Origin of the sequence: Klebsiella sp. 141198 (assembly GCF_050600785.1) — a bacterium.
GTDB lineage: Bacteria > Pseudomonadota > Gammaproteobacteria > Enterobacterales > Enterobacteriaceae > Klebsiella > Klebsiella aerogenes.
The window spans coordinates 627972-644121 of sequence record NZ_JAQIRM010000002.1 but is presented as its reverse complement, the minus strand read 5'-3'; the positions used below and the strand labels follow the sequence as shown (position 1 = coordinate 644121).

Annotated in this window: 14 protein-coding genes; 9 read left to right on the top strand and 5 right to left on the bottom strand. The window is 54.5% G+C overall.

All coding sequences use genetic code 11. The annotated features are described in order from the left end of the window. The first annotated feature begins 249 nt into the window (after nt 1-249). Nucleotides 250-1116 carry a DNA-binding transcriptional regulator YeiE gene (gene yieE / locus PGR10_RS08355; protein ID WP_087860155.1) on the top strand — a complete coding sequence of 289 codons (867 nt, stop codon included), beginning with the start codon at nt 250-252 and terminating at the stop codon, nt 1114-1116. On the opposite strand, the gene PGR10_RS08350 is transcribed toward yieE, so the two are convergent. Next, a complete protein-coding gene (locus PGR10_RS08350; RefSeq protein WP_271031707.1) occupies nt 1094-1600 on the bottom strand; it encodes a hypothetical protein in 507 nt (168 codons plus the stop codon). The two genes, yieE and PGR10_RS08350, sit on opposite strands and share 23 nt — an antisense overlap. Before the next feature lie 2 nt (nt 1601-1602). After that, complete coding sequence (locus PGR10_RS08345) at nt 1603-2064, bottom strand: hypothetical protein (protein ID WP_316424249.1); 462 nt, start codon at nt 2062-2064, stop codon at nt 1603-1605. Between the two features lie 215 nt (nt 2065-2279). Here PGR10_RS08345 and PGR10_RS08340 point away from each other — a divergent pair, with 215 nt between their 5' ends. Continuing rightward, entirely contained in the window at nt 2280-3749 is a 1470-nt protein-coding gene (locus PGR10_RS08340; RefSeq protein ID WP_045376788.1) for an amino acid permease, read from the top strand. 303 nt (nt 3750-4052) lie between these two features. Beyond that, on the top strand, nt 4053-6026 hold the full coding sequence (cirA, locus tag PGR10_RS08335; RefSeq protein WP_045391307.1) for a catecholate siderophore receptor CirA: 1974 nt from the start codon (nt 4053-4055) through the stop codon (nt 6024-6026). Between the two features lie 50 nt (nt 6027-6076). On the opposite strand, the gene fghA is transcribed toward cirA, so the two are convergent. Then, nucleotides 6077-6913 (bottom strand): S-formylglutathione hydrolase, encoded by an 837-nt coding sequence (gene fghA, locus PGR10_RS08330; RefSeq protein WP_430923337.1) that lies wholly within the window; start codon nt 6911-6913, stop codon nt 6077-6079. Between the two features lie 343 nt (nt 6914-7256). Here fghA and folE point away from each other — a divergent pair, with 343 nt between their 5' ends. The 6 genes from folE to mglC all read left to right on the top strand — a co-directional run bounded on the left by folE (nt 7257) and on the right by mglC (nt 14236). Continuing rightward, a complete protein-coding gene (gene folE / locus PGR10_RS08325; protein WP_015365708.1) occupies nt 7257-7925 on the top strand; it encodes a GTP cyclohydrolase I FolE in 669 nt (222 codons plus the stop codon). A 15-nt stretch (nt 7926-7940) separates the two neighbouring features. Continuing rightward, on the top strand, nt 7941-9098 hold the full coding sequence (gene yeiB / locus PGR10_RS08320; protein ID WP_430923336.1) for a DUF418 domain-containing protein YeiB: 1158 nt from the start codon (nt 7941-7943) through the stop codon (nt 9096-9098). Nucleotides 9099-9253: 155 nt separating this feature from the next. Next, a complete protein-coding gene (gene galS, locus PGR10_RS08315; RefSeq protein WP_430923335.1) occupies nt 9254-10276 on the top strand; it encodes an HTH-type transcriptional regulator GalS in 1023 nt (340 codons plus the stop codon). Nucleotides 10277-10574: 298 nt separating this feature from the next. Then, a complete protein-coding gene (mglB, locus tag PGR10_RS08310) occupies nt 10575-11573 on the top strand; it encodes a galactose/glucose ABC transporter substrate-binding protein MglB (RefSeq protein ID WP_045391288.1) in 999 nt (332 codons plus the stop codon). A 116-nt stretch (nt 11574-11689) separates the two neighbouring features. Beyond that, a complete protein-coding gene (gene mglA / locus PGR10_RS08305; protein WP_015365712.1) occupies nt 11690-13210 on the top strand; it encodes a galactose/methyl galactoside ABC transporter ATP-binding protein MglA in 1521 nt (506 codons plus the stop codon). 15 nt (nt 13211-13225) lie between these two features. Further along, on the top strand, nt 13226-14236 hold the full coding sequence (gene mglC, locus PGR10_RS08300) for a galactose/methyl galactoside ABC transporter permease MglC (RefSeq protein WP_015365713.1): 1011 nt from the start codon (nt 13226-13228) through the stop codon (nt 14234-14236). Between the two features lie 70 nt (nt 14237-14306). Here the strand turns inward: mglC and sanA are convergent, their stop codons facing one another. Together sanA and cdd are read right to left on the bottom strand one after the other, a co-directional pair. Next, nucleotides 14307-15023: an outer membrane permeability protein SanA gene (sanA, locus tag PGR10_RS08295; protein WP_015365714.1), complete on the bottom strand. Its 717-nt coding sequence runs from the start codon at nt 15021-15023 to the stop codon at nt 14307-14309. Between the two features lie 169 nt (nt 15024-15192). Further along, nucleotides 15193-16077 carry a cytidine deaminase gene (cdd, locus tag PGR10_RS08290; RefSeq protein WP_430923334.1) on the bottom strand — a complete coding sequence of 295 codons (885 nt, stop codon included), beginning with the start codon at nt 16075-16077 and terminating at the stop codon, nt 15193-15195. Between the last annotated feature and the right edge of the window lie 73 nt (nt 16078-16150).

Sequence of the window (16150 nt, the reverse complement as noted above, 5' to 3'; positions counted from 1 at the left end):
ACGTTTACTCACCCCAGTCACTTACTGATGTAAGCTCCTGGGGACTAATGAGGGACATCCTTGTCCCTCACCGGAGGTCAGCCTTTGGCTGGTCAAATTCGTTCCTGACGAATTTGTCGCTCACTTGCCGCCTTCCTGCAGCACGAATGATTTTGGGTTAAACCCTTCATCCTTCAGGCCACAGCCCTGATGATTTATGTCACCATAGCGTTGACGGTTATCCAGATTGGGCTAATAAACAGGTGAGTTATGCATATCACGCTACGGCAACTGGAAGTTTTTGCTGAGGTTTTGAAAAGCGGGTCAACGACTCAGGCGTCACAGATGCTGGCGCTGTCGCAGTCGGCGGTGAGCGCGGCGCTGACCGAACTAGAGGGGCAACTTGGCGTCCAGCTGTTTGACCGCGTCGGCAAACGGCTGGTGGTCAACGAGCACGGGCGTTTGCTCTATCCGCGCGCGCTTGCGCTGCTGGAGCGCGCCGGGGAGATAGAACAGCTGTTCCGTGGCGATAATGGCGCTATCCGCGTTTATGCCAGTAGCACCATTGGCAACTATATTCTGCCGGAAATCATCGCCCGCTACCGCCGCGATTTCCCCGAACTGCCGCTGGAACTGAGCGTCGGCAACAGCCAGGACGTGATTAATGCGGTCAGCGATCTGCGCGTCGATATTGGCCTGATTGAAGGCCCGTGCCACGCGGCGGATATTATCGCCGAGCCGTGGATTGAAGATGAACTGGTGGTGTTCGCCGCCCCTGATTCTCCATTCCTCGAAGGCGAATTGACGCTGCAACGGCTGGCGGAAGCACAGTGGATCCTTCGCGAGCATGGCTCCGGCACGCGGGAAATCGTCGACTACGTGCTGTTATCGCATCTGCCCGCGTTCCAGTTAGGCATGGAGCTTGGCAACTCAGAGGCCATTAAACATGCGGTCCGTCATGGGTTAGGCATTAGTTGCTTGTCGCGGCGGGTAATTGCTGAACAGCTGGCAGCCGGAACGCTGGTGGAGCTCAAGCTGCCGCTGCCGCGCCTGACGCGCACGTTGTGGCGTATTCGCCATCGGCAAAAGCACGTTTCCAAGGCGCTGCAGCGTTTTATCCGTTACTGCGAGGTGTAGCTGTATCCCTTATTGGCGCGTAGCCGTGCCGCACGCAGATCTCTGGGGTTCTGGCATAATGCCAGCTGCCCATGGGAACGGGTTCCCAGCAGCGAATGTAGTGCGGCGAGCTGTATACTGTAAAATGTAAGGTAAAAATGGCGCTGTTGATGACGATCAGCAGCACCAGCGTAAATCCGGCGATAGCCGTCAGCAGGCGATTTTCATAACTTCCATCGACCGTCTTACCATGCAGCACTCTGCGCATCCGCCAGGCGAATGAAAAAAAGAGCAGCGCGGAGCCGGTAAAATTAGCCTTCAGTAAGGAAATGGAGGCGAAGTCTGGCCAACCGCGCAATTTCAGTAACGGCAGATAGTCGGTTGCTAAATAGAGCGCGTAAATCCCTAATGCGGGCAAAATAAATCCTGCGATCAGCTGTTGCCAGATTCGCTGTGCGCGAGTGGTTTGTGGTTTAGCATTGGTGACTTTTGTTGGTTTCTTCACGGCTAGTTCTCCCGATTAGCAATGGGAGAGGGGTGTTGCACCCTTCTGCCGAAATAGTCGCACCAGTCGCTGTTCCATACGTACATATAAATGGTGTGTTTGCTGTATTGCTTGCACACGCCGTATTGCGGGTTATCCCGGTAGTGGTCCATCGTGCGCCAGTCCAGCCAGGTGAAAGCCGCAATATAGATAAGAGAAAAGGCGCAGAAGACTTTGCACAGCCGAACCATCAGCCGCTTTTTCACTCCGACGCCCGCCAGTAGCCCCAGCAGTCCAGCAATCGCAAGAGGAAGCGCGCCGACAAGAAAAGTCTCCCTGTTATCGGTCAGGTAATTCGGCAGCCGCAACCAGTGTTCCAGCACCGTGATACTGGTGTACAGGCCAATAACGAATAGATACAGGCAGAAAATCGCCAGCAGCAGAAAGGCATCGGGGGCCAGACTGCGACGAGTGGGGGAAACCATAAGCTGACTCCTTCAGCATTGTGACAATCCTCGCGTTATTTTGCCGTAAGCTACGATTTTTTGTCTGTTTTTTTATGCGCCAATTCAGGATTACTGCTTTACTAATAATTTGTGTCAGATCATGAAGCTCTCTTATAACTTTGCATTTGTACCGGATGGACGGACGATCGTCTGCTACAATCGCGCCTCATTTTTTGGATGGATAGCATTTTCACATGGTTTCGGAAACTAAAACCACAGAAGCGCCCACGCTCCGCCGCGAGCTAAAAGCGCGCCACTTGACCATGATCGCTATTGGCGGTTCCATCGGTACAGGTCTTTTCGTTGCCTCTGGCGCAACAATTTCACAGGCAGGCCCCGGCGGCGCGCTGCTTTCCTACATTCTGATCGGTCTGATGGTATATTTCCTGATGACCAGTCTCGGCGAGCTGGCGGCGTTTATGCCGGTTTCAGGCTCCTTTGCCACCTATGGTCAGAACTACGTAGAAGAAGGCTTTGGCTTCGCGCTGGGCTGGAACTACTGGTACAACTGGGCGGTGACTATCGCCGTTGACCTCGTAGCCTCGCAGCTGGTGATGAGCTACTGGTTCCCGGATACCCCCGGCTGGATCTGGAGCGCGCTGTTCCTTGGTATCATGTTCCTGTTGAACTGGATCTCGGTACGCGGCTTCGGCGAAGCGGAGTACTGGTTCTCGCTGATTAAAGTTGCCACCGTGATTATCTTTATCATCGTCGGCATCATGATGATTTTTGGCATCTTCGAAGGCACGACGCCGGCGGGCTGGAGCAACTGGGGCATTGATGACGCGCCGTTTGCCGGCGGCTTTGCGGCGATGATCGGCGTGGCGATGATTGTCGGTTTCTCCTTCCAGGGCACCGAGCTCATCGGTATTGCCGCAGGCGAATCGGAAAACCCGGAGAAGAACATTCCGCGCGCGGTGCGTCAGGTGTTCTGGCGTATCCTGCTGTTCTATGTCTTCGCGATTTTGATTATCAGCCTGATCATCCCGTATACCGATCCGAGTCTGCTGCGCAACGACGTTAAAGATATTTCCGTTAGCCCGTTCACCCTGGTGTTCGAGCATGCCGGTCTGCTGTCTGCGGCGGCTATCATGAACGCGGTTATCCTGACGGCGGTGCTGTCGGCGGGTAACTCCGGGATGTACGCCTCTACGCGTATGTTGTATACCCTGGCGTGCGACGGCAAAGCGCCGCGCATTTTCTCGAAGCTGTCGAGAGGCGGCGTACCGCGCAATGCGCTGTATGCGACTACCGTGATTGCGGCGCTGTGCTTCCTGACCTCGATGTTCGGCAACCAGACGGTTTATCTGTGGCTGCTGAATACCTCCGGGATGACCGGCTTTATCGCCTGGTTGGGTATTGCGATCAGCCACTACCGTTTCCGTCGTGGCTACGTGTTGCAGGGTAACGATATTAATAACCTGCCGTACCGTTCCGGGTTCTTCCCGCTGGGGCCGATCTTCGCTTTCGTACTGTGCCTTATCATCACGCTGGGCCAGAACTACGAAGCCTTCCTCAAGGACACCATTGATTGGGGCGGCGTGGCGGCGACCTACATCGGCATTCCGCTGTTCCTGGTTATCTGGTTTGGTTACAAGCTGGTGAAAGGTACCCGCTTCGTGCGCTACAGCGAGATGAAGTTCCCGGAACGCTTTAAAGGCTAACTTCATACACTGCCGCTTTCGATAAAGCCCTCTTTTAAAGAGGGCTTTTTTTATGCCTGCAAGGCTTACAAACGGACACACTTCTTCATAATTGTATTGATAATTGTAATCATTATCCTTATCATTTCGGAAAATTCAGGATGAAGCCAATCTCCCTATCTTGCCGCTCAACAACGAAAGGCAAGGGGTGACCAGCCACATCGACTGTAAAAAATTTGCGCGCGGCCGCCAGAGCCGCGTGTCGACAAGATGTGCAAGCTGCACCCTTTGTTTGATTTGTAGTTGACCTCATGGAGATTTGGTATGTTCAGGTTAAACCCTTTTGCCCGGGCGGGACTGTGCGCGTCCGTCGTAGCATTGGCATTTCCGGCGCTGGCCGCAAATGATGACGAAACGCTGGTTGTCACCGCCGCGGCGACTGAACAGAGCGTCAAAGATGCCCCCGCCAGTATCAGCGTTATCACCCAACAGGACTTGCAGCGTAAGCCGGTGCAGAACCTGAAGGACGTGCTGCGCGATGTGCCTGGCGTTCAGCTCACCAACGAAGGGGATAACCGTAAGGGCGTGAGTATTCGCGGCCTGAGTAGCAGCTATACGCTGATTCTCATCGATGGCAAACGGGTGAACTCGCGTAATGCTGTCTTCCGCCATAACGATTTCGATCTTAACTGGATCCCGGTGGACTCCATCGAGCGGATTGAAGTAGTGCGCGGCCCGATGTCTTCCCTGTACGGTTCCGACGCGCTCGGCGGCGTGGTCAACATCATTACCAAAAAAATCGGCCAGAAATGGACCGGTACCCTCAGCAGCGATGCCACCATTCAGGAACACCGCGATCGCGGTGACACTTACAACGGCCAGTTCTTCACCAGCGGTCCGCTGATTGACGGCGTGTTGGGCATGAAAGCCTACGGCAGCCTGGCGAAACGCAGTAAAGACGATCAGCAATCTTCCAGCAACGCCGCGGGCGAAACGCCGCGCATTGAAGGTTTTACCAGCCGCGACGGCAACGTTGAGTTCGCCTGGACGCCAACGGAGAACCAGGACATTACCGCCGGCTACGGTTTCGATCGCCAGGATCGCGATTCAGACTCGCTCGACAAAAACCGCCTTGAACGCCAAAACTACTCTTTGACCCATAACGGGCGCTGGGATGTCGGCAATAGCGAAGTGAAATTCTACGGCGAGAAAGTGGATAACAAAAATCCAGGGCAGGCGGGTACTATTACTTCTGAGAGTAATGCGGTCGATGGTAAATATGTGATGCCGCTGGGTATGATCAACCAGATCGTCACCCTCGGCGGTGAATGGCGCCACGATAAACTCAAAGATCCGGTAAACCTGAGCAGCGGCGGCAAATCGACTTCCGCCAGCCAGTACGCGCTGTTCCTCGAAGATGAGTGGCGGATCTTTGAACCGCTGGCGCTGACCACCGGCATCCGTATGGACGATCACCAAACCTACGGCGATCACTGGAGCCCGCGTGCGTACCTGGTCTATAACGCCACCGATACCGTGACCGTGAAAGGCGGTTGGGCTACGGCCTTTAAAGCGCCGTCGCTGCTGCAATTGAACCCGGACTGGACCACCAACTCCTGTCGCGGTAGCTGCAGCATTATCGGTAACCCGAATCTGAAGCCGGAAACCAGCGAAAGCTTTGAGCTTGGTCTGTATTACAGCGGTGAAGAGGGCTGGCTGGAAGGTGTTGAAGGCAGCGTGACCGCCTTCCAGAACAACGTTGACGATATGATCGACATCCTGCGCACCTCCAGCGCCAGCGAGGCGCCGGGTTACCCGAACTTCGTCGGCTGGAAGACCGTGAACGGTAAGCGCGTGCCGGTATTCCGCTACTTCAACGTCAACAAAGCGCGGATTAAAGGCGTGGAGACCGAAGTGAAGGTTCCGTTCGGCGAAGAGTGGAAACTGACGGTCAACTATACCTATAACGATGGTCGCGATCTGAGCAACGGCGGCAATAAACCGCTACAGACGCTGCCGTTCCATACCGCTAACGGTACACTCGACTGGAAACCGCTGGAGGATTGGTCTTTCTATGTCACGGCCAACTATACCGGCGAGCAGCGAGCGGTAAGCGCGACGGGTAAAACCCCAGGCGGTTATACCATGTTCGATATCGGCGCCGCGTGGCAGGTCAGTAAAAACGTGAAACTGCGCTCCGGCGTGCTTAACGTCGGCGACAAAGATCTGAACCGCGACGATTACAGCTACACCGAAGATGGCCGTCGCTACTTTATGGCCGTCGATTACCGCTTCTGATAGCGATGAACCGGGCGATGTAAATCGCCCGCAGAGACTCGCGGCTGAAACTACTTCAGCAGGAACTGCGCGTGGAAGCGCAGATGATCTTCTATAAAGGTGGCAATGAAATAGTAGCTGTGGTCGTAGCCGGGCTGGATACGCAGGCTCAGCGGCCACTGTTTCTGTCGCGCCACCTCTGCAAGGACCGCGGGCTGCAGCTGGGCGCCAAGAAACTGGTCGGCGTCACCCTGGTCAATTAAGGTCGGAATGGCATCCCCGGCCTGGCTTGCCTGCATCAGCGCGCAGCTGTCCCACTCCTGCCAGGTCGCTTCATCATCGCCCAGATAAGCGCTGAACGCCTTTTGTCCCCACGGAGCTTTGCATGGGTTGACGATCGGCGCGAAGGCCGAGACGCTGGTAAAGCGCCCTGGGTTTTTCAGCGCCATGATGAGCGCGCCGTGGCCGCCCATCGAGTGGCCGCTGATGGCGCAACGGTCGGCGACCTGAAACTGGTGGTTAATCAACTGCGGCAGCTCATCGCGCAGGTAGTCATACATGCGAAAATGGGCTGCCCACGGCGCCTGAGTGGCGTTGAGGTAAAAACCTGCGCCTTTACCGAGATCGTAACCGGCATCATCGGCGACGTCATCGCCGCGCGGGCTGGTGTCGGGCATCACCAGCGCGATACCAAGTTCGGCGGCTATCCGCTGAGCGCCGGCCTTAGTGGTGAAGTTTTCGTCATTGCAGGTCAAACCGGATAGCCAGTACAGCACCGGCGGCGGGGCGGTTTCCGTCGTCGGCGGTAAAAAAATGCTAAACGTCATCGCACAGTTCAGGGTACTGGAGTGATGACGCCAGCGCTGCTGCCGACCCTCGTAACAGCGATGTTCTTCAAGCAGTTCCATCCAGGGCTCCTCGGGTATCTATGTGTAATGCTTAATAATACAGATATTTCATTAACCGGTGAGTAACTTTCACTTTCCCGTCGCGCAAAGCTATTGCATCATTAATACAAGTTATAAAGAACTTCTCTGAACATCTACAGTACTTATGATTGCGCGCGGTAGCGGCGGGGCTCGCTGGCGTGGCGCATCGACAACGTCCAACCGCAGCGGTAAAAATGAAAGGTTGCGCCAATTTCAATAATTATCGTGACGGCTACTGGATTATGTGCGCCACCTCACGCACAATGAGTGCAAACTTTGCCCTCAGAAGAGCAAAGAGCGCCACACCTGCAGGAGAACCTAAATGTCATCATTGAGTAAAGAAGCCATACTCGTTCATGAAGCGCTGGTCGCTCGTGGGCTGGAGACGCCGCTGCGTCCGCCAGTACAAGAAATTGATAATGAAACGCGCAAGCGTCTGATCGCCGGGCACATGACTGAGATTATGCAGCTGCTGAATCTTGATCTCAGTGACGACAGCCTGATGGAGACTCCGCATCGCATCGCAAAAATGTACGTTGATGAGATTTTCTCCGGTCTGGATTACGCCAGATTCCCGAAAATCACCGTTATTGAAAACAAAATGAAAGTTGACGAGATGGTGACGGTTCGCGATATCACGCTGACCAGTACCTGTGAACATCACTTTGTGACGATTGACGGCAAAGCGACCGTTGCTTATATCCCGAAAGATTCGGTAATCGGCCTGTCGAAAATTAACCGCATCGTGCAGTTCTTTGCCCAGCGTCCACAGGTGCAGGAGCGCCTGACGCAGCAGATCCTTACCGCGCTGCAGACTCTGCTCGGTACCAGTAACGTCGCGGTATCCATTGATGCGGTGCATTACTGCGTGAAAGCGCGCGGCATCCGCGATGCGACCAGCGCCACGACCACCACTTCGCTTGGCGGTCTGTTTAAATCCAGCCAGAATACCCGCCAGGAGTTCCTGCGCGCCGTACGTCACCACAATTAATTCGGAGCAGGGTGCATGGAGAGAAACGTCACGCTGGACTTCGTTCGCGGTGTCGCCATCCTCGGCATTCTGCTACTGAATATCACCGCCTTCGGCTTGCCGAAGGCGGCCTATCTGAATCCGGGCTGGGCCGGGAGTATTTCGCTGAGCGACGCCTGGAGCTGGGCAATCCTCGATCTGTTTGCGCAGGTAAAATTTCTCACCCTATTTGCTCTGCTGTTCGGCGCCGGATTGCAAATGCTGCTGGTACGCGGTAAACGCTGGATCCAGTCGCGGCTAACGCTGCTTGCCCTACTTGGTTTTATTCACGGTCTCTTTTTCTGGGACGGAGATATTCTGCTGGCCTATGCGTTGGTGGGGCTAATTGCCTGGCGCATGGTACGCGATGCCCATCACGTTAAATCGCTATTTAATACCGGCGTAGTGCTATATCTCATCGGTATTGCGGTGCTGGTATTGCTGGGGTTGATTTCCGGCAACGGCGCCAGTCGGTCATGGGTGCCCGATGCCGCGAATGTGCAGTATGAGCAGTTCTGGAAGCTCAAAGGCGGTATGGAGGCGGTGAGCAATCGCGCGGATATGCTGTCCGATAACCTGGTGGCGCTTGGCGTGCAGTACGGCTGGCAGCTGGCGGGGATGATGCTAATGGGCGCGGCGCTGATGCGCTGCGGCTGGTTGAAAGGGCAGTTTAGCCTTAGTCACTACCGCCGCGTCGGGGCTGTGCTGATTATTACCGGAATGATGGTAAATGTGCCGGCCATCGCCGCGCAGTGGTACTTGCAATGGGACTACCGCTGGTGTGGTTTTCTGCTGCAGGCGCCGCGTGAACTTGGCGCGCCGTTACAAACCATTGGCTATGCCGCGCTGGCGTGGGGATTCTGGCCGCAATTATGCCGCTTTCGTCTGGTCGGGGCGATTGCCTGCGTTGGGCGGATGGCGCTCAGTAACTATTTAGTGCAAACCCTGATCTGCACCACGCTGTTCTATCATCTCGGCCTGTTTATGAAATTTGACCGTTTTCAGCTGTTGGCCTTTGTGCCGGCGGTGTGGGCCGTTAATCTCCTCTTCTCGCAGTTTTGGCTGCGTCATTTCCGCCAGGGGCCCGTTGAGTGGCTATGGCGACAGTTAACCCTGAGAGCCTCAGGGACATCATCCAGAGATACATCTGTATAACGATCTCGATCACAATCATTAACAAAATGGATGTAACCGTTTCCAGCAGTGTGACCTCACTCACGTAGCGCGGCGCGCGTCGCTGCCAGAATAGCCACCTTGCTGAACACAGGAGGTGGGTGTGACGTATTGCAATGCGATAAAGGCGGGTATGTATGATCACCATTCGTGATGTCGCCCGTCAGGCGGGGGTTTCGGTAGCAACGGTTTCGCGGGTGCTGAACAACAGCGCGCTGGTGAGCCCGGATACCCGGGAGGCAGTGATGAAGGCGGTCGCGCAACTGGGCTATCGGCCGAATGCCAATGCCCAGGCGCTGGCGACCCAGGTTAGCGATACCATTGGCGTGGTGGTGATGGATGTGTCAGACGCCTTTTTCGGCGCGCTGGTGAAAGCGGTGGATACCGTCGCGCAGCAGCATCAGAAATATGTGCTAATCGGCAACAGCTACCATGAAGCTGAAAAAGAGCGTAACGCCATTGAGGTGCTGATTCGCCAGCGCTGTTCGGCGCTTATCGTGCATTCGAAAGCGTTAAGCGATGCCGAACTTGGCGACTTTATGCAGCATATTCCGGGCATGGTGCTGATAAACCGCATTGTGCCGGGTTTCGCGCACCGCTGCGTGGGTCTCGATAACGTCAGCGGCGCGCTAATGGCTACGCGAATGCTGCTCAATCACGGCCATCAGCGGGTTGGCTATCTCTCTTCCAATCACGGCATTGAGGATGATGAACTGCGCCGTGAAGGGTGGAGTAAAGCGCTGCAGGAGCAGGGCATTATCGCGCCGGATAGCTGGGTGGGCTCAGGTTCACCGGATATGCAGGGCGGCGAAGCGGCGATGGTTGAACTGCTGGGGCGTAATTTAGGCCTGACGGCGGTGTTTGCCTATAACGACAGTATGGCTGCCGGCGCGCTCACCACCCTCAAGGATAACGGCATTGCCGTGCCGCAGCATCTCTCGCTGATTGGTTTTGATGACATTCCCATTTCCCGTTACACCGACCCGCAGCTGACCACGGTGCGCTATCCCATTATGTCGATGGCTAAACTGGCTACCGAACTGGCGCTACAAGGGGCGGCAGGAAAACTCGATAGTGAGGCCAGCCACTGTTTTATGCCCACGCTGGTGCGGCGCCATTCGGTGACGCAGAAGCAAAGTGTGGGGCCGATCACTAACTGAATCTATCAATCGATGTAACCGCTTTCAATCTGTGAGTAAATTCACAGTATATTAACATTCCGCTGTTTATGATGGCAGCGTTGACCAGTCCGAACCAGGCTGTGCTGATGATGCGTTTAAACATCATCTTAAACAATAGGTTAGGCACTTGATGAAGCCGTTTTTCTGGAGCGTTACCCTACACGGAAGACAGAATTAACGTTGTGAATATCGTTGTGCGGTAACCCTAATGTAACAACTCCCGCCAGCTATCTTCACGCCAAAAAAAACGATGCAAAATAATAAAACCGGAGATTCCATGAATAAGAAGGTCTTAGCTCTGTCCGCCGTCATGGCTGGCATGCTTTTCGGCGCCGCAGCGCATGCCGCGGATACCCGTATCGGCGTTACGATCTACAAGTATGACGACAACTTCATGTCCGTCGTGCGTAAAGCTATCGAAAAAGACGGCAAATCTGCGCCGGATGTGAAACTGCTGATGAATGACTCGCAGAACGATCAGTCCAAACAGAACGATCAGATCGACGTGCTGCTGGCGAAGGGGGTGAAGGCGCTGGCCATCAACCTGGTTGACCCGGCGGCGGCGGGTACGGTTATCGACAAAGCGCGCGGGCAAAATGTGCCGGTGGTGTTCTTTAACAAAGAGCCATCGCGCAAGGCGCTGGATAGCTACGATAAAGCCTACTATGTAGGTACCGACTCCAAAGAATCCGGGATTATCCAGGGCGATCTTATCGCCAAACACTGGAAAGCGAACCCAAACTGGGATCTGAACAAAGATGGTCAGATTCAGTTTGTCCTGTTGAAAGGCGAGCCGGGCCACCCGGACGCCGAAGCGCGTACTTCCTACGTCATCAAAGAGCTGAATGAAAAAGGGCTTAAAACTCAGCAACTGGCGTTAGATACCGCCATGTGGGATACCGCGCAAGCGAAAGATAAAATGGACGCCTGGCTCTCCGGCCCGAACGCTAACAAAATCGAAGTGGTCATCGCTAACAACGATGCGATGGCGATGGGCGCGGTAGAAGCGCTGAAAGCGCATAACAAGAGCAGCATTCCGGTGTTCGGCGTCGATGCCCTGCCTGAAGCGCTGGCGCTGGTGAAATCCGGCGCGATGGCCGGTACCGTGCTGAACGATGCCAATAACCAGGCGAAAGCGACTTTCGATCTGGCGAAGAACCTGGCTGACGGCAAAGAGCCTGCTGCTGGCACCAACTGGAAAATTGAGAATAAGATTGTCCGCGTACCGTACGTAGGCGTCGATAAAGACAACCTCAGCCAGTTTATCGGTAAATAAGTTTTACATGCATTGCGGGCGCGTTCAGCGCGCCCGATTATTCCTGATACCGAAGCCGATTTTGCTGCGATATAACTTATCGTCGCGGATCGTCACGAACGCAGCCAGGTATAACTATGGTCAGCAATAATAGCGTACAGTCGGGCGAATATTTGTTGGAAATGAGCGACATCAACAAATCCTTCCCCGGCGTTAAAGCTCTTGATAATGTCAACCTGAAGGTTCGTCCGCACTCTATCCATGCATTAATGGGGGAGAATGGCGCGGGTAAATCGACATTATTAAAATGCTTATTTGGGATCTATCAAAAAGATTCCGGCAGTATTCTTTTTCAGGGAAAAGAGATCGATTTCCATTCGGCGAAAGAAGCGTTGGAAAACGGTATTTCTATGGTGCACCAGGAATTAAACCTGGTACTTCAACGTTCGGTCATGGACAACATGTGGCTGGGACGTTACCCCACCAAAGGCATGTTTGTCGATCAGGATAAAATGTATCGCGATACCAAAGCGATATTTGATGAGCTCGATATTGATATTGATCCGCGCGCTCGCGTGGGAACTTTATCGGTATCTCAGATGCAGATGATTGAAATAGCGAAGGCATTCTCTTATGACGCCAAAATCGTCATTATGGATGAGCCTACCTCATCGCTGACCGAGAAAGAGGTCAATCACCTGTTTAAAATAATCCGCAAGCTGAAAGAGCGTGGCTGCGGTATTGTTTATATCTCCCATAAAATGGAGGAGATATTTCAGCTCTGCGATGAGATTACTATCCTGCGCGATGGTCAGTGGATCGCCACCCAGCCGCTGGAGGGGCTGGATATGGATAAGATCATCGCGATGATGGTTGGCCGTTCGCTGAACCAGCGTTTTCCGGATAAACAAAACAAACCGGGCGAAGTAATCCTTGAAGTTCGTAACCTGACCTCGCTGCGCCAGCCGTCAATTCGCGATGTCTCATTCGATCTGCATAAAGGTGAAATCCTCGGTATTGCCGGACTGGTGGGCGCTAAACGTACCGATATCGTTGAAACGCTGTTTGGCATCCGCGAAAAGGCCAGCGGCACAATTACCCTGCATGGCAAAAAAATTAATAACCATAGCGCTAACGAGGCGATAAACCACGGCTTTGCGCTGGTGACCGAAGAGCGTCGCTCGACGGGAATTTATGCTTACCTCGATATTGGTTTTAACTCGCTGATATCAAATATCAAGAAGTATAAAAACAAGGTCGGTCTGCTGGATAATTCGCGGATGAAAAGCGACACCCAATGGGTTATCGATTCCATGCGGGTTAAAACCCCGGGCCATCAAACGCAAATCGGTTCGCTTTCCGGCGGGAATCAGCAGAAGGTTATTATCGGCCGTTGGTTATTAACCCAGCCGGAAATATTAATGCTTGATGAACCGACCCGTGGAATTGACGTCGGCGCGAAATTTGAAATTTACCAGCTGATTGCCGAACTGGCCAAAAAAGATAAAGGCATCATTATTATCTCTTCTGAAATGCCGGAGCTGCTGGGAATTACCGACCGTATTCTGGTTATGAGCAACGGGCTGGTTGCCGGAATTGTTGAGACCAAAACCACGACGCAAAATGAAATTCTGCGTCTTGCATCATTGCACCTTTGAGATCAGGGGCTTTCCATGAGTGCGTTAAATAAAAAGAGTTTCCTCACTTACCTGAAAGAGGGTGGGATTTACGTTGTCCTTTTGGTCTTGCTGGCCATTATTATTTTCCAGGACCCGACCTTCTTAAGTTTGCTGAACTTAAGTAACATCCTGACGCAATCCTCGGTACGTATTATCATCGCGCTCGGCGTCGCCGGGCTGATTGTCACCCAGGGGACCGACCTTTCCGCTGGACGTCAGGTTGGTCTGGCGGCGGTGGTAGCGGCTACCATGCTGCAGGCGGTGGATAACGCCAACAAGGTGTTCCCGGAGATGGCGACCATGCCGATCCCGTTGGTTATCCTGCTGGTCTGCGCGATTGGCGCGGTGATTGGCTTGATTAACGGTATCGTCATTGCCTATCTCAACGTGACGCCGTTTATCACTACCCTGGGTACGATGATCATCGTTTACGGTATCAACTCCCTGTACTACGACTTTGTCGGCGCGTCGCCTATTTCCGGTTTCGACAGCCACTTCTCGCAGTTTGCCCAGGGCTTTGTCGCTTTAGGTTCATTCCGCCTGTCGTACATTACTTTCTACGCGCTGATCGCTATCTTCTTCGTGTGGATCCTGTGGAATAAAACCCGTTTCGGTAAAAACATCTTCGCTATCGGCGGTAACCCGGAAGCGGCGCGTGTCTCCGGCGTTAACGTGGCGCTGAACCTGCTGATGATTTATGCCCTGTCCGGGGTGTTTTACGCCTTCGGCGGGCTGCTGGAAGCCGGACGTATCGGTTCGGCGACCAACAACCTCGGCTTTATGTACGAACTGGATGCGATTGCCGCCTGCGTGGTGGGGGGCGTTTCCTTCAGCGGCGGCGTGGGTACGGTTTTCGGCGTGGTGACCGGGGTTATTATCTTTACCGTCATCAACTATGGTCTGACCTACATCGGCGTCAATCCGTACTGGCAGTACATTATTAAAGGGGCGATTATCATCTTCGCCGTGGCGCTGGATTCACTGAAATACGCGCGCAAGAAATAAGATTGAACGCATCAAAAACCCGCGCCTGGCGCGGGTTTTTTTATACCTCAAATCGACCAAACGACGGCGGCTATTTTTCTTTCTGTAGCTCCAGTAACTGCTCGGGCGTGACCGCCGGGTAGGATTGCGCATCCTCCGGAACTTCATGCTGCTGCGCCGGGATGGGGATCAGCGGCCCGAGGAAACGGGGTTCGCGTTTGAAGATATAGAGATCCGCCAGCGCGCCAAACCGGGCGCCAAACTCGCGCAGACGCACGGTCCACATATCCTTCGGCGAAGGCACCGCATAGCACTGCGCCTGAATCCCCATATGCAGGGCGATAAACAATGCACGCTCGCAGTGGAAGCGCTGGGTGATAATAATAAAATCATTGGTATCGAACACTTTGCGGGTGCGCACGATCGAATCGAGGGTGCGGAAACCGGCGTAGTCCAGCACGATATCCGCCGGATCGACGCCGGCTTTGATCAGATCCCGGCGCATGGTCATCGGTTCGTTATAGCTTTGCAGGGCGTTGTCACCGCTTAACAGCAGATAATTAACCTTACCGCTATTGTAGGCGTTGAGCGCGCCCTGGATCCGGTAACGATAATACTGATTGATCACGCCGGTGCGATAATATTTGGCAGTACCCAACACCACGCCAACCTGGCGGTAGGGGAGATCCTGCAGCTCATCGTAAATATAGGGCGCGGTTTTCCAGCTCATCCAGCGGTCAAGACCCAGCACGGTCAACAGCAGCAGGCCGAGCAGGACTAACAGGCTGTATAACACACGCTTTAACATGAACTTGACTCAATGGTGGACGAGGGAAGCTTCAGGCTACTTTACCCGCCGGGTAAGCGCAAGAAACCATCGTTTAATTGCGGGGATTTTCAGCAATATGGCAGATTACCGAATCCAGGCCGGAGAAGCCAAAGGCGCATCCGGCAATCTGCTCAGGCTAGCAGGCTGATTAACCTAACAGCACGCGGTCGATATTCTGACAGCCCAGCGCTTTCAGGGTCGCGACGGTCGCATCCCACTGGATAAGCGATGCATCGGCTTTCTCGGCCAGCAGCGCGCGCTGGATATCCGGATAGTCGTAACCGTTAAGGCTCAGCAGGTTCAGCGCGCCCTGCAGCGGCGGTAGCGTCGGATTGAACGCCGCGTTTTCCGCGTAGCTGCCGCAGAAAATGGTGCCGTCTTTCAGCTCCAGCGCCACGCCGGAAGGGGAGTCGCTGTACGGCGCGTGGCAGCGGTTCGCCGCCTGAATAGCCGCCTGCGTGAGGGCATCGCCGCTGAGGGCGAAGCCGTGATCCTGCTCATCCATCAGCAGAGTTTTGATTTCCAGATCTTTCGGGCCAAAGGCGTCCGGCAGATAGTGCTGCAGGGAATGCGCTTCGCGACCCGGCAGATGAATGCGCAGCGCCAGGCCGCTGTTCAGTTCGTTCATAAACTGGCGACAGTGGCCGCAAGGCGTGTAGTTGACGGTAATGGCGCGTAGAGATTTTTCGCCGCGCAGCCAGGCGTGGCTGATGGCGCTCTGTTCCGCGTGGACGGTCTGCTGCATGGTAGCGCCGAGGAATTCCATGTTGCCGCCGAAGTACCAGCGACCGCTCACGCCGCGGGCGATAGCGCCTACGTTAAAGTGAGAAAGATCGGCGCGGGCGCAGGCGGCGGCAAGCGGCAGCAGCGCAAAGGCCAGCGCGTCTTCATCCAAACCTGTTGCTTGTTGTAGCGTCGCCACCTGATCGGCTTCGAGCAGCGCCGGGAAGTGCGGGTCTGCGAGCATCGGGGCGATGGCCGCCTGCAGGTCTGCCGCCAGATTGGTCAAAGCAGCTTGAAAACGAGAGTGCATAGCGTTGCCTCATAACAATGTAATGGGAAGCTAGTGTACGGGCCCGCACGGGACCCATATGTGACATGGGTCT

What these genes read in the sequence shown, in the direction of transcription:
- PGR10_RS08340 (WP_045376788.1), top strand. Translation starts at nt 2,280, where the DNA reads ATGGTTTCGGAAACTAAAACCACAGAAGCGCCCACGCTCCGCCGCGAG.
- yeiB (WP_430923336.1), top strand. Translation starts at nt 7,941, where the DNA reads ATGGAGAGAAACGTCACGCTGGACTTCGTTCGCGGTGTCGCCATCCTC.
- cirA (WP_045391307.1), top strand. Translation starts at nt 4,053, where the DNA reads ATGTTCAGGTTAAACCCTTTTGCCCGGGCGGGACTGTGCGCGTCCGTC.
- mglA (WP_015365712.1), top strand. Translation starts at nt 11,690, where the DNA reads ATGGTCAGCAATAATAGCGTACAGTCGGGCGAATATTTGTTGGAAATG.
- PGR10_RS08345 (WP_316424249.1), bottom strand. Translation starts at nt 2,064, where the DNA reads ATGGTTTCCCCCACTCGTCGCAGTCTGGCCCCCGATGCCTTTCTGCTG.
- folE (WP_015365708.1), top strand. Translation starts at nt 7,257, where the DNA reads ATGTCATCATTGAGTAAAGAAGCCATACTCGTTCATGAAGCGCTGGTC.
- yieE (WP_087860155.1), top strand. Translation starts at nt 250, where the DNA reads ATGCATATCACGCTACGGCAACTGGAAGTTTTTGCTGAGGTTTTGAAA.
- cdd (WP_430923334.1), bottom strand. Translation starts at nt 16,077, where the DNA reads ATGCACTCTCGTTTTCAAGCTGCTTTGACCAATCTGGCGGCAGACCTG.
- galS (WP_430923335.1), top strand. Translation starts at nt 9,254, where the DNA reads ATGATCACCATTCGTGATGTCGCCCGTCAGGCGGGGGTTTCGGTAGCA.
- mglC (WP_015365713.1), top strand. Translation starts at nt 13,226, where the DNA reads ATGAGTGCGTTAAATAAAAAGAGTTTCCTCACTTACCTGAAAGAGGGT.
- sanA (WP_015365714.1), bottom strand. Translation starts at nt 15,023, where the DNA reads ATGTTAAAGCGTGTGTTATACAGCCTGTTAGTCCTGCTCGGCCTGCTG.
- fghA (WP_430923337.1), bottom strand. Translation starts at nt 6,913, where the DNA reads ATGGAACTGCTTGAAGAACATCGCTGTTACGAGGGTCGGCAGCAGCGC.
- mglB (WP_045391288.1), top strand. Translation starts at nt 10,575, where the DNA reads ATGAATAAGAAGGTCTTAGCTCTGTCCGCCGTCATGGCTGGCATGCTT.